This is a genomic window from Nisaea nitritireducens (assembly GCF_014904795.1).
In the GTDB taxonomy this organism is placed as follows: domain Bacteria; phylum Pseudomonadota; class Alphaproteobacteria; order Thalassobaculales; family Thalassobaculaceae; genus Nisaea; species Nisaea nitritireducens.
The window spans coordinates 95990-116205 of sequence record NZ_JACZFS010000031.1; the positions used below are offsets into that span (position 1 = coordinate 95990).

Below are 20216 nucleotides of genomic sequence, written 5' to 3' on the forward strand. Positions count from 1 at the left end.
TTTCCCGGCTTGCTTTCCGAATCTGCCGCGTCACTATGCGGAGAAATCAAAGCACTGAAAAGTAACGGTTGATGCGCATTCTGTTCGGGTGGGAATTCGGGGCCGGTTTAGGCCACATCAACAGGATCAAACCGATCGCCCGTGCGCTTCGGGAACGGGGCGCGGAGATTTTTCTCGCCCTGCAGGAAACGGAACGCGCGGATGCCTTCTGGGACCCCGGAACCGGTAAGCTGCCAGACGGCTATCATCTGCTGCCAATCCCGCGCTGGAACATGCCGTCCGATCCAAAAGCACGGACGGTGCCGACCCATTCCTTCGCCGACGTTTTGAATCTCATCGGCTATGGCAACGAAAGTGGCTTCGCAGCCCGGCTCGAAGCCTGGAACGGACTCTTCTCTGCCGTGCAGCCCGATCTGGTGGTCGGCGATTTCAGTCCGACCATGAATATCGCGGCGCGCGGCCGGATCCCGTCCCTGACCATCGGGAACGGCTACACCATGCCGCCCGGTGGCCGGCCGATGCCGCCGATCCGGCCCTGGCAAGATGCGCTGGAGGACTTCTCAAAAGAGCATGAAGCGAATCTGCTCGCCATTATCAACAAGGTGCTTCGGTTACGCGGCGAAGAACAGCTCCCCTATCTGAGCGATGCCTTTCATGGCGACCGGTCCTTTCCGCTCACCCTGTCAATCGTCGACCCCTATGCCGCCCATCGCGAAGAAGCGACTGTCCCACCTTTCAACATGCCGACGGACATCACTCCGTTACCGAAGGACCAACGACCGGCGGACAGTGTGTTTTTCTACATGCCGCACTCCCATCCGCTGCTGAAGCTGGCGGTCGATGCCCTGAAGCAAAGCGATCTGCTGGTACTGGCCTATATCAGCGGCATCAGCTCCGATGCCGCGCACAAGAACTCCACCGACCGGTTCCGAATCAGCCCGACGCCCCTGCCTTTCAACGAGGTCATGCCGAAGGCGCGGCTTCTGGTACATCACGGGGGGCTTTCAACGGCAGTTGCCGGAACCATGGCCGGCACCCCGCAAGCGATCCTGCCCTGGAACCTGGAGCATCTGGTGACCGCTAAGCGGATCGAAACCCTCGGCGCGACGCGTGTACTGAACAATCCTGCAAAAGAACTCCCCGGCAAGGCCCTGACACAATTCTTCGTCCGCGCCGCCCGGGACGATGCCCTCCTGGAAAAAGCCATCATGGCTGCCGGGTCCGTGGAGCTCGGCAATCCGGATGAGGGTCTTCAGGCCATCGTTTCGGCCTGCTTCGAATTGATCGGAAAAAATCCAGGCTAATCGCCCGTGAGGTGAATTCTTTTAATTGCAACTCATTCTCATAATCACTAACCTGTCCTGACCATTCGATGGGAGGGATAGATCGTGCAGCACCTGCTGACAGGACAAACCGGATTTCAGGCTCGGACAGGGAGTGGCCCACTCCCTTCGACACTGGTCACACCTGCGCTGGACGAGTTCGAAGCCCTGATCCTCTGGGGCATGCGGCAATGGATGCGCGCCCACAAGGAGCGTCGCTGCGCAACCGGCTCGGTTCTGGAAGCGTTCGAGTTTTCGGGGCTGGTTTCCGCTCTCGTACCGCTGAACCGGATGATGACCATGCTGGTCCTCGGCAGCCGGCGCCGCCTTGCTATCGCCACCACACCGGCCGCCCCACTGAGCATTGATGAGCAGGTACTGCTGCGGATGCTCAATGCTGCACGTCAGCGGCAGACCGACCTGGTGGAGTCCCGTTTGGGCATGTGGATGGAGCAGGTCAGCATTCAGGCAACCGCGCAGGCCGCACTGCTTCTGGCGCAGACCGTGTTTGCATCCGGCGCGACAGCGGTATCAGATGCATAAGCCCGCTCAGAAATGCCGGAGCCTAAACGCAAAGGACACCCTGCCTACCGGCAGGATGTCCTAATCCGCAGCAAATCCATTCAGGAGATTTGCGTCAGTCCGTTTCGTTCGCTTCAGACTGCAGCAGCAGATAGTTCTGCATGCCCATCTTCTCGATCATGCCGAGCTGGGTCTCAATGTAATCGACGTGACCTTCTTCATCTTCGAGGATCTCGGCAAAGAGATCGCGGGTCACATAGTCGCCGACCGACTCGCAATGCTTGATGCCGGCCTTGTAGTTGGCGATCCCGTCCAGCTCGAGCTTCATGTCGCCTTCGAAGATCTCCTTGACGTCCTCGCCGATCAGCAGCTTGTCGAGATACTGCAGATTAGGCACGCCTTCGAGGAACAGAATGCGGGCCATGAGCGTTTCCGCATGCTTCATCTCGTCGATGGACTCATCGTACTCGTGCTTGCCGAGTTTCGAAAAACCCCAGTCCTGCAACATCTTGGCGTGCAGAAAATACTGGCTGATGGCGGTCAACTCGCCCTTCAGACCATTGTTTAGAAATTCGAGAACCTTGCTGTCGCCCTTCATAGGCCTTGCTCCAGATTGAATGTCCCGGAGCGGAAGATAGCACTGTTTAGAATAATTCCAAGTACGTTCGCCAAATCAATATTGCGAACTATACTCAATATAACAAAGAGTTAGCGTTTAATTCCGGTTCTACGCAGCATCCGTAGAAGACATTTCAATCTCGCCGGTCCGCGCCGAGAGCTGTTCACGAATGGTATTCATGCAGGTTCCACACTGCGGACGGCAGCCCACATTCTGATAAACCTGACCGACTGTGCGCGCACCGGCCTCAATGGCCTTGTCGACACAGCGATTCGTAAATCCATTGCACAGACACACATACATGGCGCGCTACCCGCAATTAAGAGTCATTCGCATATGATGCTTCTTGCGACTGATTGTCAATACGAAATAAAGGACCAAAATTGGTCTGTATTAGAATTTGATGAGAAACGCGCGGAAACCTTATGATTTCAGTCGGGATCAAATAGGTCGGGCGGCCCCGAAGGACCGCCCTAGCTCGAGCCGAGAGGGAGGGAGCGAAGTCGAAAGGCTCGAGTGTTCTGTTGCCTTCATCGTTCCGTAAAACAATTCTGGCTTGGTACTTTTTTTACCCGTTAAACCTGAACATTTCGTAAACAGGACAAACAAAATCACCTGCGGTATTAGCCTGTATCGGTTAGTCGGGATGCGTGGCGAAAATGACGGCAAAAGCGCTGATGTTTCAGGGGACCGGATCGGATGTCGGGAAATCCGTTCTGGTCGCTGGTCTGTGCCGGCTGGCGGCCCGGAAAGGCCTCAGAGTCCGGCCGTTCAAGCCGCAAAACATGTCCAACAATGCTGCGGTCACGGTCGATGGCGGCGAAATCGGCCGGGCGCAAGCGCTTCAGGCGCGCGCCTGCGGTCTCGAGCCGCATACGGACATGAACCCGGTATTGCTGAAACCCGAAACCGATCTCGGCTCCCAGGTGGTCGTGCATGGCAAGGCGCGCGGCCATGCGAAGGCCCGCGACTATCAGGCCATGAAACCGGAACTGCTGGGAGCGGTCCGTGAAAGCTTCACCCGTCTGAAGGAAGACGCCGACCTGATCCTCGTCGAAGGCGCCGGTAGCCCGGCTGAAGTCAACCTGCGGGCTGGAGACATCGCCAATATGGGCTTTGCCGAAGCCACGGGCTGCCCGGTGGTGCTGATCGGCGATATCGACCGCGGCGGCGTCATCGCCTCCCTGGTCGGCACCCATGCGGTGATCCCGGAGGCAGACCGGACGCGCATTGCCGCGTACATGATCAACAAGTTTCGCGGCGACGTCTCGCTGTTTGACGAAGGGTTACGCATCGTCACCGAGCGGACCGGATGGCCTTCGCTCGGGGTCGTGCCGTATTTTCCCGAGGCCCGGAAACTCCCGGCCGAAGATGCCGTCGCTCTTGAAAGCGCGGTCCACGAAGCAGCGGGACCGATCAGGATCGCGGTTCCGCGGCTTTCCCGTATCGCCAATTTCGACGATCTCGACCCGTTACGGCTGGAGCCTGACGTTACGGTCGATATCGTGGAGCCCGGGCGCGCCCTGCCCGGCGATGCCGCACTGATCCTGATTCCTGGCTCGAAATCGACCATCGGCGACCTTGCCGACCTGCGGGCGCAGGGATGGGACGTGGATATTGCGGCCCATGTCCGGCGCGGCGGCCGCGTGCTCGGGATCTGCGGCGGCTACCAGATGCTCGGCCGCAAGGTGCATGACCCCGATGGGCTGGAAGGCCCCGTCGGATCGGCGGACGGGCTCGGGCTGCTGGATGTCGAAACCGTACTGTCGCCCGAAAAGGCCCTGACCCGCATCACCGGCACCGCCGCCACGGGCAAGCCGGTTTCCGGTTACGAGATCCATATCGGCCGGACCGACGGCCCCGACAGAGATCGCCCTTTCGCGACCATCGATGACGGCAGCGGCCCGCACCGGGACGGTGCCTGCTCCCGCTCGAGGCAGATCGCGGGAAGCTATTTGCACGGCATGTTCTCCGGCGACGAATTTCGCCGGGCCTTTCTCGCCGAACTCGGTGCCACGCACTTTTCAGACACCAGTTTCGAAATGGAAATCGACGGTGTACTGGACCGGCTGGCCGATCATCTGGACGCCCACCTGGATATTGAAACCCTGTTCGGTCTTGCCCGCTGAGCGCGGTCGTCTATGGTGCGGCCGGAAACGCTCATTCTCGGAGGCATACATGGCCAATCGCCTTTGCGCCCTGCTGGTGCTGCTGACGGCAGTTCTGCTGACCGGCCCGGCCCGCGCTGCGGATCTTGAAAACACGCTTTATCTCGACCTTCAATATGGACGCGTCGAAATCGAGCTGCGCCCCGACATCGCGCCGAACCACGTGGCGCGGGTCAAGGAGTTGGCGCGGCAGAAATTTTACGACGGCATCATCTTTCACCGGGTGATCGACGGCTTCATGGCGCAGACGGGCGATCCGACCGGCACCGGCATGGGCGGTTCCGGCCAGAAGCTGAAGGCTGAATTCAGCAATGCGCCTTTCGTGCGCGGCACCGTTGGCGCGGCACGGTCGAGCAATCCGAACAGCGCGGACAGCCAGTGGTTCATCTGCTTTACTGACTGCCAGTTCCTAAACGGAAAATACACCGTTTGGGGCGTAGTCTCCAAAGGCATGGAATTCGTGGACATGATCAAGCGTGGCGAGCCGCCGCGCACGCCGGATCATATCGTGAAATTGCAGGTGGCTGCGGACGCTCAGTAAGTCCACAGCTCACCTCTTCCCAGAAACTCAGAAAAGGATCGAAACCTTGAGCGATCAGGAAAACACCCTCTTCATCGATCTCGACAATGGCCGCGTGGTCATCGAGCTCAAGCCCGACCTCGCCCCGAAGCATGTGGCGCGGGTCAAGGAACTGGCCCGGGAAGGCTTTTATGACGGCATCGTCTTCCACCGGGTGATCGATGGCTTCATGGCGCAGACCGGCGACCCGACCGGTTCCGGCATGGGCGGATCCGGCCAGAAGCTGGACGCCGAATTCTCCGATGCACCGTTCCAGCGCGGTACGGTCGGTGCGGCACGCTCGCAGAGCCCGAACAGCGCCGACAGCCAGTTCTTCATCTGCTTCAAGGACGCCCGCTTCCTCGATGGTCAATACACCGTCTGGGGCGAAGTCACCGAAGGCATGGAATTCGTCGACATGATCAAGAAGGGCGAACCGCCGGTCGACCCTGACAAAATGGTCAAGGTCCAGGTCGCGGCAGACGCCGAATAACCTGAACAAACATCTATCCAACCCAGGACCGGCTTTACGTCAGGTCCTGGGTTCGCCTCAGAAGAACAGCGCGTCTTCGAGCGGATTGCGGCCCTCGCGGTCCTCGATTTCCAGAACCCAAATATCGGGATCGATGCGGCGTTCTTTCTCCAGCACCGCATCCGCTTCGGCTTCCGGCACCGGCTCCTCGCCCGTCCGCGAACGCCATTTCAGGCTGCCGTCCAGCTCCCGGGCCAGCGCCAGGATGGTGAAACCCGGCCCAAGCCGGTTGATCTTCAGATACACCGTACCCGCATCGTCATCGCCGGAACGCGCCACGGTCGCCGTCAGGCCGAGCGCCATGCACTGGCGCAACCCGGCCTGAACCAACATTTTTGACTTGAGACGCGGTCCAATCATCAGCTAATCCCCGGCGGCCGTTGAAATCTGCGGGCTTTCCGCAATTTTACTGATCGGTAAAAGCAGCAGGACTCCGGCGGGTTTCTTTTTTAGACTACCGCACGGATTGAAATCCGCGAACAGGCCCTGAGCGGCCTTAATAAACAGGGGTGGCACATAATGAAACAGTGGGTATTCGCGGCAATCGCCGCAATCGGTATCGGCGCCGCTGCCGATGCCGCCGAGTTCAAGCCGGCCGTCGTGTTCGACATGGGCGGCAAATTCGACAAGAGCTTCAATGAAGGTGTCTACGAGGGTGCCGAGCGCTTCGCCAAGGAATCCGGTATCAAATATCTCGAATTCGAGGTGACCAACGAGACCCAGCGCGAGCAGGCGATCCGCCGCATGGCGCGCAAGGGCGCCAACCCGATCCTCGGTGTCGGCTTCGCCCAGGGTCCGGCCATCGAGAAGATCGCCAAGGAATATCCGGACACCAGCTTCGCCATCATCGACAGCGTCGTCGATGTGCCGAACGTTCAGTCAATCGTGTTCAACGAGCATGAAGGCTCGTTCCTGGTCGGCGTGCTGGCGGCGAAAGCCTCCGAGACCGGCAAGCTCGGCTTTGTCGGCGGCATGGACATTCCGCTGATCCGCCGCTTTGCCTGCGGTTATGTCGGTGGCGCCCAGTGGGCGAACAAGGATGTCGAGGTTCTGCAGAACATGACCGGCAGCACGCCGGCCGCCTGGAACGATCCGACCAAAGGCGCAGAGCTTGCCCGCAGCCAGTTCGACCGCGGCGCGGACGTTGTCTTCGCGGCAGCCGGCTCCACCGGCCTTGGCGTGCTGCAGGCTGCAGAAGATGCGGGCAAGAAAGCCATCGGCGTCGACAGCAACCAGAACTACCTGCATCCGGGCACCATGCTGACCTCCATGCTGAAGCGCGTGGACATCGCCGCCTACAATGTCTTCAAGAGCGCCAAGGCGGGCGAACTGAAGCCGGGCATCAATGTCCTCGGTCTCGGCGAGAACGGTGTCGGCTGGGCGCTGGACGAGCATAACAAGGACATGATCACCGACGAGATGAAAGCTGCGGTCGCAAAGGCCGAAGCGGGCATCAAGTCCGGCGAGATCAAGGTGCATGACTACATGGCCGACAATACCTGCCCGTACTAAAGGCCGCGCATCAGAAAACATGACCTCCGATCATCAACAGTCCATGGCGGGCGGCGGCGAGCCGCCCGCCATCGAGTTGAAGGGCATCAGTAAGAGTTTCGGACCGGTTCAGGCGAACCGGAACGTAACGCTGCGCGTCATGCCGGGCACAATCCACGGCATCGTCGGCGAGAACGGGGCGGGGAAATCGACCCTGATGTCGATCCTGTACGGCTTCTATCATGCCGATGCAGGGGAAATTCTGGTCGACGGCACACCGGTAACCATCGCATCCAGCCGGGCCGCCATCGATCTCGGCATCGGCATGGTGCATCAGCACTTCATGCTGGTCGACACCATGAGTGTGCTCGACAATGTCATGCTCGGCTCCGAAGGCGGCGCGCTGCTCGACAAGGGTGAGCGGGCGGCACGGGCTGAGCTGGCGCGGCTGTCCCGGGATTACGGGCTGACGGTCGACCCGGACGCGCTTGTCGGCGACCTTTCGGTCGGCCAGCAGCAGCGGGTCGAAATCCTCAAGGCACTCATCCGCGGCTGCCGCATCCTGGTACTGGACGAGCCGACCGGTGTACTGACGCCGCAGGAAGCGGACCGGCTGTTCGAGATCCTGGATGCCCTCCGGGAGCGCGGCGTCACCATTATCCTGATCACCCACAAACTGCGTGAAATCCTAGCCGCCACCGACAGCGTGTCGGTCATGCGGCTCGGCGAGATGGTCGCGCACCGGAAGACACCGGAGACCAGCGCCGAGGAGCTCGCCGAACTGATGGTCGGCCGCAAGGTTCTACTGCGTGTGGACAAGCCGGAGCCGAAAATCGGCGAGACCATCCTGCAGGCCGACAATGTCACCGTCACAGATGCGCAGGACGTTGACCGCGTCAAAGCGGTGAGCTTCACGGTCCACGCGGGCGAGATCGTCGGCATCGCCGGCGTTGCCGGGAACGGGCAGAGCGAGTTGCTGCAGGCGCTGGCCGGTATCCAGCGACTCTCAGGTGGCTCTTTTTCGATAAACGGCACCCGCACGGTGTCCGCCGCGACACCCTACAATCCGCATGAGGCACGCGGTCTCGGCATCGCCCATGTGCCGGAAGACCGGCACCATATGGGGCTGGTCACCGCTTTCCCGGCGCATGAAAACCACATTCTCGGCCACCAGGACTGGGATCAGTACAACAACGGTCTGCTGCTGGACCGGGAAGCGGCCATCGCCGACTGTGCGGCGGAGATGGAGCGCTATGACGTGCGTCCACCGAACCCGCACCTCCCGGCAGCCAGTTTCTCCGGAGGGAACCAGCAAAAACTCGTGCTGGCCCGGGAGCTGGAAACCGAGCCGAAGCTGCTGCTGGTCGGCCAGCCGACGCGCGGTGTCGATATCGGCGCCATCGAGTTCATCCACAACACCCTGGTCGCCATGCGCGACCAAGGCGCCGCGGTCTTGCTGGTATCCGTGGAGCTGGAGGAGATCATGTCTCTCTCCGACCGCATCCTCGTCATGTCCGACGGCCGTATCGTCGGCGAGATGATGGCCGCCGATGCGGACCCGCAACGGATCGGCCTGATGATGGCGAACATTTCAGAAGACGATGCCCCTCAGGGCAGTCCCGAGGGTGACAAAGCCGCATGAGCCAGCCGATCAAGCTCCCGAAATGGGTCGATGTCGGGGTTATTCCGGCACTGAACATCCTCGCCGCGCTCGCGGTCTCCGCTCTTGTCATCCTGGCGCTCGGCGAAAACCCGATCGAAGCGCTGGACGTCATGCTTTACGGGGCTTTCGGCTATGACGAGGCCATCGGCTACACGCTTTATTACACGACCAATTTCATCTTCACCGGCCTTGCCGTCGCGGTCGCCTTCCATGCCGGGCTGTTCAATATCGGCGGCGAAGGGCAGGCCTATATCGGCGGGCTTGGCGTCGGGCTTGTCATCCTGGCACTGGACGGGCTGCTGCCTTGGTACGCGCTGCTGCCGCTGGCCATGATCGGGGCCGCCTTGTTCGGCGGGATCTGGGCGGCGGTGCCGGGCTGGCTGCAGGCCTATCGCGGCAGCCACATCGTCATCACCACCATCATGTTCAACTTCATCGCCTCGGCGCTGATGGTCTACCTGTTGGTCAATGTGATGATCAAGCCGGGGCAGATGTCCCCCGAAAGCCGGGAATTCGCCGAAAGCGCCTGGCTGCCGATGGCGCACCAGATGTTCGCCGTCATCGGGATAGACGTCTCCCGCTCGCCGCTGAACCTCTCCTTTGTCCTTGCCCTGATCGCCTCCGTCCTCGTCGCCATCTTCATCTGGCGCACCCGATGGGGCTATGCCATCCGCACGGTCGGCCGGAACGAGACGGCGGCGATCTATGCCGGGATCGATCCGAAGAAGACGATCTTCTGGACCATGGCACTTTCCGGAATGCTGGCCGGCATGGTCGGCATCAACGAGATCATGGGCGTGCAGCACAAGCTGCTGCTGAACTTCACCGCCGGATACGGCTTCACCGGCATCGCCGTCGCCCTGATGGGACGTAATCATCCGATCGGCATCGTGCTGGCCAGCCTGTTGTTCGGTACCCTCTATCAGGGTGGCGCGGAGCTCGACTTCGAGTTCGAGCAGATCACCCGCGACATGGTAATCGTCATCCAGGGTTTCATCATCCTGTTCTCCGGCGCGCTCGCCTACATGTTCAATCCGCTGGTCGCGCGGCTGATCGGCCGGCTCATGCCGGCGCGGGGCTAGGGGGCGATCATGGCGGACACCTATCTCCTGATCCTGCTCACCCTCGACGCCACGCTGCGCGTCGCCACGCCGCTGATCCTGGCCGCCATGGCCGGTCTGTTCTCGGAACGCTCGGGCGTGATCGATATCGGACTTGAGGGCAAGATGCTGGCGGCTGCCTTTGCCGCCGCCGCGACCGCTGCCGTCACCGGCTCGGCATGGGCCGGGCTCGGCATGGGAATTTCCGTCTCCATCGGTCTGGCGCTGCTGCACGGCTTTGCCTGCATCACCCACAGGGGCGATCAGGTGATCAGCGGCGTTGCCATCAATGTCGTGGCCGCCGGGCTGACAATCGTGCTCGGCATCGCCTGGTTCCATCAGGGCGGCCGGACGCCGACCCTCGATGCCTCCGCGCGCTTTACTGAACATGCCCTGCCTTTCGCGGATGCCGCACGCAGCATTCCGGTGATCGGGCCGCTCTATGCGGAGGTGATCAGCGGGCACAACATCCTCGTCTATCTCGCCCTTGCCGTCGTGCCGCTGACCTGGTGGGTGGTTTACCGCACCCGGTTCGGATTGCGGCTGCGGGCTGTCGGCGAAAACCCGGCGGCGGTCGATACTGCCGGGATCAGCGTCACCGGCCTGCGCTACAGCGCACTGGTGATCGCAGGGACCCTCTGCGGCATTGCCGGGACCTACCTCTCCACCGCCCATTCCGCCGCCTTCGTGCGCGACATGACGGCAGGCAAGGGATACATGGCGCTGGCGGCGATGATCTTCGGCAAGTGGAAGCCGGTGCCGACCCTGTTCGCCTGCCTGCTGTTCGGCTTTCTCGACGCCATGGCTGTCCGCCTGCAGGGCGTCGAGCTGCCGGTAATCGGCATCTTCCCGGTTCAGCTGCTGCAGGCCCTGCCCTACATTCTGACCGTCGTCCTGCTGGCCGGCTTCATCGGCAAGGCCATCGCCCCAAAAGCCAGCGGCACCCCCTATGTGAAGGAGCGGACGTGACCCCTTACAGCATAGCGGCCAAGGCTATCCGCGCAGCTCTGCCGGGCCGAAGCGCCCGGATCGCACTGGTCCTCGGCAGCGGGCTCGGCCCCGTCGCCGATGCGGTGGAAAACCCGGCCTCGGTTTCTTTCGACGACATCCCCGGCTTTCCGAAACCTGCTGTCGAAGGCCACCACGGCCGCCTGATCCATGGCACGCTTTCGGGCCGCGAAGTCTTCGTCCTGCAGGGCCGGGCACATGCCTATGAAGGCCATCCGCTGTCCGACGTCGTTCTGCCGGTGCGGGCGCTGGCCCTGCTCGGTGTCGAGACGCTGGTACTGACCAACGCCGCCGGAAGCCTTCGGGAAGACATGGCGCAAGGCGGCCTGATGATGCTGACGGACCATATCAACTGGTCCGGCGCCAATCCGCTGATCGGCCCGAACGATCCGGCACTCGGACCGCGCTTCTTCGACATGACACAGGCCTATGACATCGGCCTGCGGGACGCGCTCCGGCGCAGCGCCGAGGCGGAGGATGTGGCGCTGCATGAAGGCACCTACCTCTGGGCGCTCGGCCCGAACTTCGAAACCCCGGCGGAAATCCGCGCCTTCCGCCTCCTCGGCGCCGATGCCGTCGGCATGTCGACGGTGCCGGAAGTGCTGGCCGCCCGGCATGCGGGCCTCAGGGTTGCCGCAATTTCCGGTATAACCAATTTCGGCGCGGGCATGGTTGCGAACGAAATTCTCGACCACGAACACACACTGGCCCAAGGCGCGACGATCGCGGAGTCCATGACCCGCCTGCTGCTGGAATTTCTGAAGGACCCAATTCATGACTGAAGCCGGCCGCGCATTGTCCATGCTCGATTTGACGAGTCTTGCAGACGATGACACTCCGGCCTCGGTCGGTGCCATGCTGAAACGCGCCGTGACGCCCGCCGGGCCGGTCGCCGCTGTCTGCATCTGGCCGGCATTCGTGGCGCAGGCAAAGAGCGCACTTGCCGGAACGACTGTCCGCATTGCCACGGTCTCGAACTTCCCGCATGGCCGCCCGGATATCGCGGGCGCTATCGCGGTTACGAAACAGGCCGTTGCGGATGGCGCGGATGAGGTGGACGTGGTCTGGCCTTATGACAGCTGGCTGAACGGCAATACCGCCATCGCCGGGGATCTTGTCAGCGCGTGCAAGCAAGCCTGCGGACCCGACGCACACCTCAAGGTCATTCTGGAAACAGGCCGGTTGCAGACCGCCGACGCCATCGCCGGCTCCAGCCGGGACGCGATTGCGGCCGGTGCGGATTTCATCAAGACCTCCACCGGCAAGACACCCGTCTCCGCCACTCTGGAAGCTGCCCATATCATGCTGGAAGCCATCCGGGAGAGCGGCAAGCCGGTCGGCCTGAAACCCTCCGGCGGCATTCGCACAACGGAGCAGGCCATTGCCTATCTGCGGCTCGCCGACAAGATCATGGGACCGGGCTGGGCGACACCGGAGACGTTCCGTTTCGGTGCCAGCAGTCTGCTCGACGCTCTGTTGAAGACACTTGGGCACAAAGAGTGAGAGACTACCGCCATGCTGACCCAGGAAATCATCCGCAAGAAACGTGACCGCGCCGCTCTCTCGGAGGCCGAGATCGCGACCTTTGTCGAACGGATTACCAGCGACGAAGCGAGCCCGGAACAGATTGCCGCCTTCGGCATGGCCGTCTTCCTGAATGGCATGGAAACCGAAGAGACCGTCGCCCTGACCCTGGCGATGCGGGACAGCGGCAATGTGATGGACTGGGATGCGGAAACGCTCGGCGGCCCGGTCCTGGACAAGCATTCGACCGGCGGGGTCGGCGACAAGGTCAGCCTGATGCTGGCCCCGATGGTCGCTGCCACCGGCGGCTTCGTGCCGATGATATCCGGACGCGGGCTCGGCCATACCGGCGGCACGCTGGACAAACTGGACTCAATCCGTGGCTACGAGACAGCGCCGTCAGTCTCCCGTTTCCGCAAGGCGGTCGAGCAGGCAGGCTGCGCCATCATCGGACAGACTGAAGATCTCGCCCCGGCGGACAGGCGCTTTTATGCCGTGCGGGATGTGACGGCGACGGTGGAATCCATTCCCCTGATCACAGCCTCGATCCTCTCCAAGAAACTCGCCGCCGGGCTGCAGGGCCTCGCCATGGATGTGAAGACCGGCTCCGGTGCCTTCATGGAAACGCTCGACGGCTCCCGCGCCCTTGCCCGCTCCATCGTCGATGTAGCGAACGGCGCCGGACTGCCGACCACCGCAATCATCACGGACATGAATCAGGTGCTCGGCCACAGCGCCGGTAATGCCGTGGAAGTGCGCGAGACCATCGATTACCTCACCGGCGAACGGCGCGACGACCGTCTGCATGAGGTTGTAATCGCGCTCGGCGCGGAAATGCTGGTCACCGGCGGACTCGCACCGGATCGGGAGAGCGCCCGGGAAAAATTGCTGCGTACCCTCGCCTCCGGCGCGGCCGCCGAACGGTTCGAGCGCATGGTCTCCTGTCTTGGCGGGCCGACCCATCTGTTGCGCGACACCAAAGCTCTTGCCAAGGCTGCGCATGTTGTTTCTGTCCATGCCGACCGCACCGGAACGGTGACGGCAATCGACACTCGTCGGATCGGCCTCGCCGTGGTCGAGCTTGGCGGTGGACGGCAGCGGGCAGAGGACCGCATCGACCGCTCCGTCGGACTGACCGAAATCGCCGGGCTCGGCGATACCGTCGACGGCGAGCAGCCGCTGGCGGTCGTTCATGCGAAGGACGAGGAGGACGCCGCCCGCGCGGCCGAAACACTGAAGCAAGCTTTCAGCATCGGCAATGGTACGCCGGATGAGGCCTCCCCCATTATCGAGATTGTCACCTGATGGCCCGGGCATTCCTCATCGTTCTCGATTCCGTCGGCATCGGCGGCGCCCCCGATGCCGAGGCGTTCGGGGATACCGGCTCGAATACAGTCGGCCATATCGCGGAAGCCTGCGCTGACGGACGCGGAGAAAACGAGCAGCGCTCCGGTCCTCTTTGCCTTCCCAATCTCTGCCGGATCGGACTCGGAAGTGCGCTCGAAGCCAGTACGGGAAAGCCCGCGCCCGGCCTTACAGCGGCCTCGCCGGAGGCAAGCTGGGGATATGCCTCGGAGATCAGTAACGGCAAGGACACACCGAGCGGGCACTGGGAGCTGACCGGTGTGCCGGTCAGCTTTGACTGGGGATATTTCCCGGAAACTGAACCCTGCTTCCCGCGCGACCTGATGGAGCGGCTGATGAAGGCCGCCGATCTGCCCGGCTGGCTCGGCGACCGGCATGCCAGCGGCACTGTCATCATCGAGGAGCTTGGCGAGGAGCACATCCGCACCGGCAAGCCGATCTTCTACACCTCCGCCGACAGCGTGATGCAGATCGCCGCGCATGAAGAGCATTTTGGGCTCGACCGTCTACTGCGTCTCTGCGAGACGGCGCGCACGCTTGTCGACCCGCTGAAAATCGGCCGGGTGATCGCCCGCCCCTTTGTCGGAGAAGACAGCGCCAGTTTCCGGCGCACGGCCAACCGGCGGGACTATTCCGTACTGCCGCCTGCTCCGACACTGCTGAAACGCCAAACGGATCGTGGCGGCTCTGTCATCTCCATCGGCAAGATCGGCGACATCTTCGCCCATGACGGCACCGGCCGGGAGGTGAAGGCACCGGATAATGATGCGATGTTCGACCTGCTCCTAAAGGAGACACGCGCTGCCGGGTCCGATAGCCTTATCGTCGTCAATTTCGTCGATTTCGATGTGCATTTCGGCCACCGCCGCAATCCGGCTGGATATGCCGCAGCGCTCGAAGCCTTCGACAGCCGCCTGCCGGAATTCGAAGCCCTGCTTGGCCCCGGCGATCTGGCCGTCATCACTGCCGACCACGGTTGCGATCCGACCTGGCGCGGCACAGACCATACACGCGAGAATGTCCCTGTGCTGGCCCTCGGCGGTGCCAGACCCGATGTCGCCTTCGGGCATCTCTCCAGCTTCGCCGATGTCGGCCAGACATTGGCACGACATCTCGGGATAAACGATATGCCGCACGGCCAGTCTTTCGGCCAGGCGGCGTAGGGGACCAGCGATGAAAATGTTACGGGACCTGATCCTTATCGCCATGATCGCCGCCGGCGGCATTGGCGGCTCCCAGATCCCGCAACTCGTCCAGGAATATGAACAGCGCCTCGGCGGCGCGCGGGACGAGGCCATGGCCGCGCACAAGAAGGACGTTGAGGATGCAGGCGCCTTCGGCCTGTCCCTCAAGGAATTCGCGGACCGGTACCGGGCGTCAGAGGATGAAGCGATCCGGTCCGGGGCCGACAACATGCTGCGCCGGCGCGACCGGGCCGAGGCGCTCGACGAGGCGCTCGTCGAGCTCGCCAAAGCGCCCTACATGATGCGCCCCTGGATCGCTTTCCAGCATCTCGATCCCGTGGTCGGCCCCGCCACATGGGAGGCCTTCAAGCCGACACTGACAATCGATCCGAGATTTGCCATCGTCGGCGTTCTGGTTGCCTGGATTTTGCACGCCCTGTTGGCCCTGATCTGGCGTCTGGTCCTCAGACGGCCATACCGGGAACGGCGCCGCTTCGACCGCCGCCGTGCCTGATCCGCTTGAAATTCTTGTCACGCGGATTTCCGCCTGCCGCACCTGCGCCGACCATTTGCCCCTCGGCCCACGCCCCGTCGTGGTGCCGCGTCCCGGCGCCCGCATCCTGATTGTCGGACAGGCTCCAGGCACCCGGGTGCACGAGAGCGGTATTCCCTGGAACGACCGCTCAGGTGACCGGCTGCGGGAATGGATGGGTCTGGATCGGGAGACTTTCTACACCTCCGAGCGGATCGCCATCATGCCGATGGGCTTCTGCTATCCCGGCGTGCTGCCCAACGGCGGGGACGCGCCGCCAAGACCGGAATGCGCCCCGCAATGGCACGCGGAACTGCTCGGCCACATGCCGCGGATCGATCTGGTGATCCTGGCCGGCATGTATGCCCAGAAACATTATCTCGGGAAGGCGCGAAAAAAGACCCTGACGGAAACCGTCCAGAGTTGGCGCGACTATGCACCACTCTATCTGCCGATGCCGCACCCGAGTTGGCGCAGCGGCAATATCCTCAAGAAGAATCCCTGGATCGAGGGCGAGATCTTGCCGCACCTCCAGGCGGAAGTGGCGCGGCTCATCCGGTAGGCGGCATGCCTAGAGGCTGGAGCGTTTCAGCTTCGGCTTTTTCAGGCCGAGCTTGGTCTCACGATAGAGGATGAACAGACCTGCGCAGCAAATGATGCTGGCGCCCGCGATCACCTGGTTCGACGGGATATTGCCGAACACCAGATAGCCGAGGGTCGCGGCCCAGAGCATGGCCGTGTAGTCGAACGGAGCGATCACGGAAGTCGGCGCCTGACGGAAGGCTTCCGTCATGAACATCTGCGCGACACCGCCGATCAGACCCACGCCGATCAGCAGGGCGAGATCGACAAAGGTCGGCGTCACCCATTCGAACGGCATGATGGCGCCGCCAACGATCACGCCCGCGAGGGTGAAGTAGAACACCGTCGCCGCGCTCCGGTCGATGCTGCCGAGCTTGCGCATGACCACCATGATGGAGCCATAGGCGAAAGCCGCGGCCAGCGCGAGCAGAGCATAAAGGCTGACCTCGCTGCCATCCGGTGCGGCGGCCAGCGCTACACCGGCGAAACCGGTCAGCACGGCGGCGAGCCGCTTGATGCCGACTTTCTCACCCAGAAACGGGATGGCCAGCAACGTGCCGAACAGCGGTGCGGAGAAGCTGATTGTGACGTAGGTCGCGAAATCCATCTGGGAGAGCGCGTAGAAGCCTGCGAACATGGAGACGACACCGACGGACGCCCGGATGAACTGCAGGTCGGGCCGCTTGGTCAGCAGCGCGCGCCAGCCGCCCTGAGCCGGCAGATAGAGGAACAACGGCAGCAGTGCCGGCAAGCTCCGGAAGAAGATGATCTGCGACGTCGGATAGGAGTCGCCAAGACCCTTGACCAGAATACCCATGATCGCGAACAGGAAGACGGCGGTGAGCTGGCAGGCAATGCCGCGTCCATATCCTGCAGAAGCGGCGACAACGGGAAGAGCGGCAGGCATCAGATAGACTTCCGGACGCGGGAACAATTTGTTCACGCTACGCCCGCAACCACCGATTGAGGCATGCAAAAAACGACTATCTGACGGCTAAGGAATCGATAACGTCCTAATAAATATATAATTTTTGTCGCATGTGAAACACCCAGTCGGATTCAGAGCATTTTCAGGCGAGGCGAAATAGCGGCCGCAACCTGACCCCGATCACGTTCCCCGCCATCGCCACGAAGATCCAGACCCAACCATGCAGGCTGGTCGAGGATATACCTGCGAAGAACGCTCCGATATTGCAGCCATAGGCCAGCCGGGCACCGTAGCCGAGCATCAGCCCGCCAATGACAGCCGCGAGGAACGGGCGCCAGCCGATGCGCAGGTTCGGCGCGATCTTGCCAGCAAGGGATGCCGCCATCCCGGCGCCGAGAATGATCGCGATATTCATCAGCGACGTTGCTTCCATCAACAGATCCGCACGCAGCGCGCCCTGCCGCCAGGCCGGTGTCCAGAAACTGCTGCTTGCCGGGTCCCAGCCAAGCGCCATTGCGGCCTTGGCACCCCACAGCGTGAAGCCCCAGGTCACTCCCCAGGGGAAACCCTTTGCCAGCAAGGTGGCAAAGCCGAGCAGCGCCAGCATGATCGCGCCAAGCAGCAACGGCCATGGACCATGAACGAGTGTCCGCCAGCTCAACGCCTTATCGCCACCCCAGAGCGGCTGCCTGATCCGCGCACCCCAGAGCCAGAGAGCGCCGAGAATAGCGCCAAGCATCGCAAGCTGGATTGCGATGCCGCCCACATAGCCGAACTCCCGGCCGAGAGAGACCGCACCCAGACTGGGCAGCGTGCGCCAGAACGGCAGGTCAAGCGAGCCCCAGAACGATCCGGCACAGAAAAAGACCAGCACCACGATCATCCGGACATTGCCGCCACCGGCGGTAAAGAGTGTGCCCGACGCACAGCCGCCTGCGAGCTGCATGCCGAGACCGAAGATGAAAGCGCCGGTAACGAGGGAGACATTGAGCGGCGCGATCGCCGGGCCCGCCTTCAGACCGAAGGCACCGCCCGCGCTCAGCACCGGCGCGAACAGGATCATGGCGATGGCCAGCATGACCGCCTGGGCGACGATACCGCTCAGATCACGCTCCACCAGCAACTTGCGATACGCGCCGGTAAAACCGAACGCGGCGTGATACAGCGCAACGCCGAGCCCGCAGCCGATCGCCAGCATGGAAAAGCGGCGCCAGTCCGCATATTGCAAATGCAGGACGGCAATGGCCACAGCCGCGCAAGCGAATATCAAAAAGAGCGGGCGTTGCGTAACCGGGAGAGACGGAACGGCAATGGTCATGATTGCATCAGCTCAACTGTTGGTTTTCGCAGCGAAAATAATGGCCTCCACATCCGCGTCCAGTTCCGCTCCAAGCACATCAAGGGCCGGTACTTCATAGGCGCCGAAAACATGGGACGGCAGGCGGTACGTCACCTCTGCCGTGCCGTCGCCGGCCTCCGTTACATAGACGCGGATCGGCGCCTCAATCCCCGCCGCTTCCGAGGCGGCGAGCATACGCACTGCGTAGGCCGGTTTAAAGAAGAAGAACACCCGGTTGCCAGGGACCGTCACTCCCTGGGATTTTGCAGCACATGTCGCGCAGGCAATCCCGACGATGTTAAATCCCCTGGCCTTGATCGCGCCGGACAATGCTTTGATGAACGGGATAAAGGGTTTTCCCGTGGCAATGGTTTCCGTGCCGGAGTAAGGCGCCTGCACCGCCGCATGGGCCGGTGCTAAGGCCAACCCGAGCGTGACGCAAAGTGCGAGCAGAACTAGACGCAACCGAACCATGTCTCTTCTCCCTGACCGTTATCTTTGGCCGGGGTGACACAGATTGATACTCTCGGGAAATGAACACCCCGTGACGGTCGCGCCGCCGTCGCTCTATTGCAACAACCGCGGTGCCGGAATATCCGCCAGCGCACTGACCTCCGACGCAACCGGTCCCGACTGGTGGTGGATCAGCACCCAGTCGGCGCTCTCGAAGGCGAAAATGTTCGTCGCGGTCAGGGTCTCGTTGCCGTGCCGCTCGAAGCACACGACAAGGGCCAGATCTTCGCTCAGGAAATGAGCCTTCGGCTCCAGGCATTGCAGCGAGGAGCGGACCGGGCTGGACAGGATACGCACCCAGCTCTCGATCACGGCCTCCCGGCCGAAAAGCGGCGTGCCGCCCGGATGGATACAACTCACATGCATTTCCGAGGCCCACAGGCTTTCCATCGCCGCCAGATCACGGGTGGTGAAGGCCGTGTAGAAAGCCTCGTTCCGCATCAATATCTCTGCCTGCCGGGCCCGGCTCATGGTCTGTCGCCTTGATGTTACACGCCTCGGGAGCGGACCTCAGTAGGTCGCGCGCCCGCCCGAACAATCGAATACGCCACCGGTGCTGAAGCTGCAATCCTCGGAGCTCAACCAGGCCACGAGATTTGCGATTTCCTCGACCTGACCGAACCGCTTCATCGGAATTTTCGAGAGCATGAAATCGATATGCTCCTCGGTCATCTGGTCGAAGATATCGGTCTTCACCGCCGCCGGGGTAACGCAGTTCACGGTGACACCGGTTTCCGCCAGCTCCTTGCCGAGAGACTTGGTCAGGCCGATCACGCCAGCCTTGGCCGCGCTGTAGGCAGGCGCGTTGGGATTGCCTTCCTTGCCGGCCACAGAGGCGATATTGACGATGCGCCCGTAATCGTTGCGCAGCATGTAGGGCACCGCTGCCCGGCAGCACAGGAAAGTGCCGTTCAGATCGATATCGATCACCTGGCGCCAGTCGGCGACGCCATATTGCCAGGTCGGCACGTTAGGGCCGGTGATGCCGGCGCTGTTGACCATGATGTCGAGGCGCCCGAACTCCCGCTCGACCTCCGCCGCCGATCGGTCAACGGCGGAATCATTCGTGATGTCCACCACGGAGGTATGGATGTTGCCACCCAGTTCCGCCGCGGTTTCCGCCAGCTTGTCCCCATCCGTGTCCCATAGGCTGACGGACGCTCCGGAGGCGGCAAGACGGGCTGCAACCGCCTTGCCGATACCGCGTGCGCCGCCGGTGACCACGGCGGCACGTTTTGCAAAATCGTAACTCACCATGGCCAAGT

At 62.3% G+C, this 20216-nt stretch carries 23 protein-coding genes; 15 read left to right on the plus strand and 8 right to left on the minus strand.

From position 1 onward, the window contains the following. Positions 1-71 precede the first annotated feature (71 nt). Entirely contained in the window at positions 72-1304 is a 1233-nt protein-coding gene (locus IG629_RS11250) for a glycosyltransferase (protein ID WP_193172044.1), read from the plus strand. A gap of 84 nt (positions 1305-1388) precedes the next feature. Continuing rightward, complete coding sequence (locus IG629_RS11255) at positions 1389-1865, plus strand: hypothetical protein (RefSeq protein ID WP_193172045.1); 477 nt, start codon at positions 1389-1391, stop codon at positions 1863-1865. A gap of 94 nt (positions 1866-1959) precedes the next feature. Here IG629_RS11255 and bfr read toward each other — a convergent pair whose 3' ends face one another. Then, positions 1960-2442, minus strand: coding sequence for a bacterioferritin (gene bfr / locus IG629_RS11260; RefSeq protein ID WP_193172046.1), 483 nt, complete (start codon positions 2440-2442; stop codon positions 1960-1962). Positions 2443-2571: 129 nt separating this feature from the next. Next, positions 2572-2766, minus strand: a complete 195-nt coding sequence (locus IG629_RS11265) for a (2Fe-2S)-binding protein (protein WP_084608235.1) — start codon at positions 2764-2766, stop codon at positions 2572-2574. Positions 2767-3122: 356 nt separating this feature from the next. Here IG629_RS11265 and IG629_RS11270 point away from each other — a divergent pair, with 356 nt between their 5' ends. Genes IG629_RS11270 through IG629_RS11280 form a run of 3 tightly spaced genes read left to right on the plus strand, consistent with a single transcriptional unit; the run spans position 3123 to position 5683 of the window. Then, on the plus strand, positions 3123-4592 hold the full coding sequence (locus tag IG629_RS11270) for a cobyric acid synthase (protein WP_193172047.1): 1470 nt from the start codon (positions 3123-3125) through the stop codon (positions 4590-4592). A 49-nt stretch (positions 4593-4641) separates the two neighbouring features. Next, on the plus strand, positions 4642-5172 hold the full coding sequence (locus IG629_RS11275; protein WP_193172048.1) for a peptidylprolyl isomerase: 531 nt from the start codon (positions 4642-4644) through the stop codon (positions 5170-5172). Positions 5173-5218: 46 nt separating this feature from the next. Beyond that, positions 5219-5683 carry a peptidylprolyl isomerase gene (locus IG629_RS11280; RefSeq protein ID WP_226886621.1) on the plus strand — a complete coding sequence of 155 codons (465 nt, stop codon included), beginning with the start codon at positions 5219-5221 and terminating at the stop codon, positions 5681-5683. A gap of 57 nt (positions 5684-5740) precedes the next feature. On the opposite strand, the gene IG629_RS11285 is transcribed toward IG629_RS11280, so the two are convergent. Beyond that, positions 5741-6082, minus strand: a complete 342-nt coding sequence (locus tag IG629_RS11285; protein ID WP_193172049.1) for a DUF1491 family protein — start codon at positions 6080-6082, stop codon at positions 5741-5743. A 159-nt stretch (positions 6083-6241) separates the two neighbouring features. Between IG629_RS11285 and IG629_RS11290 the strand changes: the two genes are divergently transcribed. Genes IG629_RS11290 through IG629_RS11335 form a run of 10 tightly spaced genes read left to right on the plus strand, consistent with a single transcriptional unit; the run spans position 6242 to position 16151 of the window. Continuing rightward, on the plus strand, positions 6242-7234 hold the full coding sequence (locus IG629_RS11290) for a BMP family lipoprotein (RefSeq protein WP_193172050.1): 993 nt from the start codon (positions 6242-6244) through the stop codon (positions 7232-7234). 19 nt (positions 7235-7253) lie between these two features. Beyond that, positions 7254-8855, plus strand: coding sequence for an ABC transporter ATP-binding protein (locus tag IG629_RS11295; protein WP_226886622.1), 1602 nt, complete (start codon positions 7254-7256; stop codon positions 8853-8855). After that, a complete protein-coding gene (locus IG629_RS11300) occupies positions 8852-9958 on the plus strand; it encodes an ABC transporter permease (RefSeq protein ID WP_193172051.1) in 1107 nt (368 codons plus the stop codon). The genes IG629_RS11295 and IG629_RS11300 overlap by 4 nt, the downstream gene beginning before the upstream one ends. Positions 9959-9967: 9 nt before the next feature. Then, on the plus strand, positions 9968-10945 hold the full coding sequence (locus tag IG629_RS11305; RefSeq protein WP_028465949.1) for an ABC transporter permease: 978 nt from the start codon (positions 9968-9970) through the stop codon (positions 10943-10945). Beyond that, positions 10942-11766: a purine-nucleoside phosphorylase gene (locus IG629_RS11310; RefSeq protein ID WP_193172052.1), complete on the plus strand. Its 825-nt coding sequence runs from the start codon at positions 10942-10944 to the stop codon at positions 11764-11766. Before IG629_RS11305 ends, IG629_RS11310 begins: the two co-directional genes overlap by 4 nt. Continuing rightward, positions 11759-12487: a deoxyribose-phosphate aldolase gene (deoC, locus tag IG629_RS11315; protein ID WP_193172053.1), complete on the plus strand. Its 729-nt coding sequence runs from the start codon at positions 11759-11761 to the stop codon at positions 12485-12487. The genes IG629_RS11310 and deoC overlap by 8 nt, the downstream gene beginning before the upstream one ends. 12 nt (positions 12488-12499) lie before the next feature. Further along, entirely contained in the window at positions 12500-13813 is a 1314-nt protein-coding gene (gene deoA, locus IG629_RS11320) for a thymidine phosphorylase (RefSeq protein ID WP_193172054.1), read from the plus strand. Further along, on the plus strand, positions 13813-15036 hold the full coding sequence (locus IG629_RS11325; RefSeq protein ID WP_193172055.1) for a phosphopentomutase: 1224 nt from the start codon (positions 13813-13815) through the stop codon (positions 15034-15036). The genes deoA and IG629_RS11325 overlap by 1 nt, the downstream gene beginning before the upstream one ends. Before the next feature lie 10 nt (positions 15037-15046). Further along, on the plus strand, positions 15047-15571 hold the full coding sequence (locus IG629_RS11330) for a DUF2937 family protein (protein ID WP_193172056.1): 525 nt from the start codon (positions 15047-15049) through the stop codon (positions 15569-15571). Beyond that, positions 15564-16151, plus strand: coding sequence for a uracil-DNA glycosylase family protein (locus tag IG629_RS11335; protein ID WP_193172057.1), 588 nt, complete (start codon positions 15564-15566; stop codon positions 16149-16151). The genes IG629_RS11330 and IG629_RS11335 overlap by 8 nt, the downstream gene beginning before the upstream one ends. A gap of 9 nt (positions 16152-16160) precedes the next feature. Here the strand turns inward: IG629_RS11335 and IG629_RS11340 are convergent, their stop codons facing one another. The 5 genes from IG629_RS11340 to IG629_RS11360 all read right to left on the minus strand — a co-directional run bounded on the left by IG629_RS11340 (position 16161) and on the right by IG629_RS11360 (position 20208). Continuing rightward, entirely contained in the window at positions 16161-17114 is a 954-nt protein-coding gene (locus IG629_RS11340; RefSeq protein ID WP_193172058.1) for a DMT family transporter, read from the minus strand. A 127-nt stretch (positions 17115-17241) separates the two neighbouring features. Then, complete coding sequence (locus tag IG629_RS11345; protein WP_193172059.1) at positions 17242-18417, minus strand: YeeE/YedE family protein; 1176 nt, start codon at positions 18415-18417, stop codon at positions 17242-17244. A gap of 12 nt (positions 18418-18429) precedes the next feature. Further along, the gene (locus tag IG629_RS11350; RefSeq protein ID WP_193172060.1) at positions 18430-18912 is read right to left on the minus strand and encodes a DUF302 domain-containing protein; all 483 of its coding nucleotides are present in this window, start codon (positions 18910-18912) and stop codon (positions 18430-18432) included. 93 nt (positions 18913-19005) lie between these two features. Beyond that, the gene (locus IG629_RS11355; protein ID WP_193172061.1) at positions 19006-19422 is read right to left on the minus strand and encodes a nuclear transport factor 2 family protein; all 417 of its coding nucleotides are present in this window, start codon (positions 19420-19422) and stop codon (positions 19006-19008) included. A 39-nt stretch (positions 19423-19461) separates the two neighbouring features. Then, positions 19462-20208: an SDR family NAD(P)-dependent oxidoreductase gene (locus tag IG629_RS11360; RefSeq protein WP_193172062.1), complete on the minus strand. Its 747-nt coding sequence runs from the start codon at positions 20206-20208 to the stop codon at positions 19462-19464. Positions 20209-20216 lie beyond the last annotated feature (8 nt).

What these genes read in the sequence shown, in the direction of transcription:
- IG629_RS11345 (WP_193172059.1), bottom strand. Translation starts at nt 18,417, where the DNA reads ATGACCATTGCCGTTCCGTCTCTCCCGGTTACGCAACGCCCGCTCTTT.
- IG629_RS11355 (WP_193172061.1), bottom strand. Translation starts at nt 19,422, where the DNA reads ATGAGCCGGGCCCGGCAGGCAGAGATATTGATGCGGAACGAGGCTTTC.
- IG629_RS11350 (WP_193172060.1), bottom strand. Translation starts at nt 18,912, where the DNA reads ATGGTTCGGTTGCGTCTAGTTCTGCTCGCACTTTGCGTCACGCTCGGG.
- IG629_RS11265 (WP_084608235.1), bottom strand. Translation starts at nt 2,766, where the DNA reads ATGTATGTGTGTCTGTGCAATGGATTTACGAATCGCTGTGTCGACAAG.
- IG629_RS11250 (WP_193172044.1), top strand. Translation starts at nt 72, where the DNA reads ATGCGCATTCTGTTCGGGTGGGAATTCGGGGCCGGTTTAGGCCACATC.
- IG629_RS11360 (WP_193172062.1), bottom strand. Translation starts at nt 20,208, where the DNA reads ATGGTGAGTTACGATTTTGCAAAACGTGCCGCCGTGGTCACCGGCGGC.
- deoC (WP_193172053.1), top strand. Translation starts at nt 11,759, where the DNA reads ATGACTGAAGCCGGCCGCGCATTGTCCATGCTCGATTTGACGAGTCTT.
- IG629_RS11285 (WP_193172049.1), bottom strand. Translation starts at nt 6,082, where the DNA reads ATGATTGGACCGCGTCTCAAGTCAAAAATGTTGGTTCAGGCCGGGTTG.
- IG629_RS11330 (WP_193172056.1), top strand. Translation starts at nt 15,047, where the DNA reads ATGAAAATGTTACGGGACCTGATCCTTATCGCCATGATCGCCGCCGGC.
- bfr (WP_193172046.1), bottom strand. Translation starts at nt 2,442, where the DNA reads ATGAAGGGCGACAGCAAGGTTCTCGAATTTCTAAACAATGGTCTGAAG.
- deoA (WP_193172054.1), top strand. Translation starts at nt 12,500, where the DNA reads ATGCTGACCCAGGAAATCATCCGCAAGAAACGTGACCGCGCCGCTCTC.
- IG629_RS11270 (WP_193172047.1), top strand. Translation starts at nt 3,123, where the DNA reads ATGACGGCAAAAGCGCTGATGTTTCAGGGGACCGGATCGGATGTCGGG.
- IG629_RS11290 (WP_193172050.1), top strand. Translation starts at nt 6,242, where the DNA reads ATGAAACAGTGGGTATTCGCGGCAATCGCCGCAATCGGTATCGGCGCC.
- IG629_RS11305 (WP_028465949.1), top strand. Translation starts at nt 9,968, where the DNA reads ATGGCGGACACCTATCTCCTGATCCTGCTCACCCTCGACGCCACGCTG.
- IG629_RS11300 (WP_193172051.1), top strand. Translation starts at nt 8,852, where the DNA reads ATGAGCCAGCCGATCAAGCTCCCGAAATGGGTCGATGTCGGGGTTATT.
- IG629_RS11275 (WP_193172048.1), top strand. Translation starts at nt 4,642, where the DNA reads ATGGCCAATCGCCTTTGCGCCCTGCTGGTGCTGCTGACGGCAGTTCTG.
- IG629_RS11295 (WP_226886622.1), top strand. Translation starts at nt 7,254, where the DNA reads ATGACCTCCGATCATCAACAGTCCATGGCGGGCGGCGGCGAGCCGCCC.
- IG629_RS11325 (WP_193172055.1), top strand. Translation starts at nt 13,813, where the DNA reads ATGGCCCGGGCATTCCTCATCGTTCTCGATTCCGTCGGCATCGGCGGC.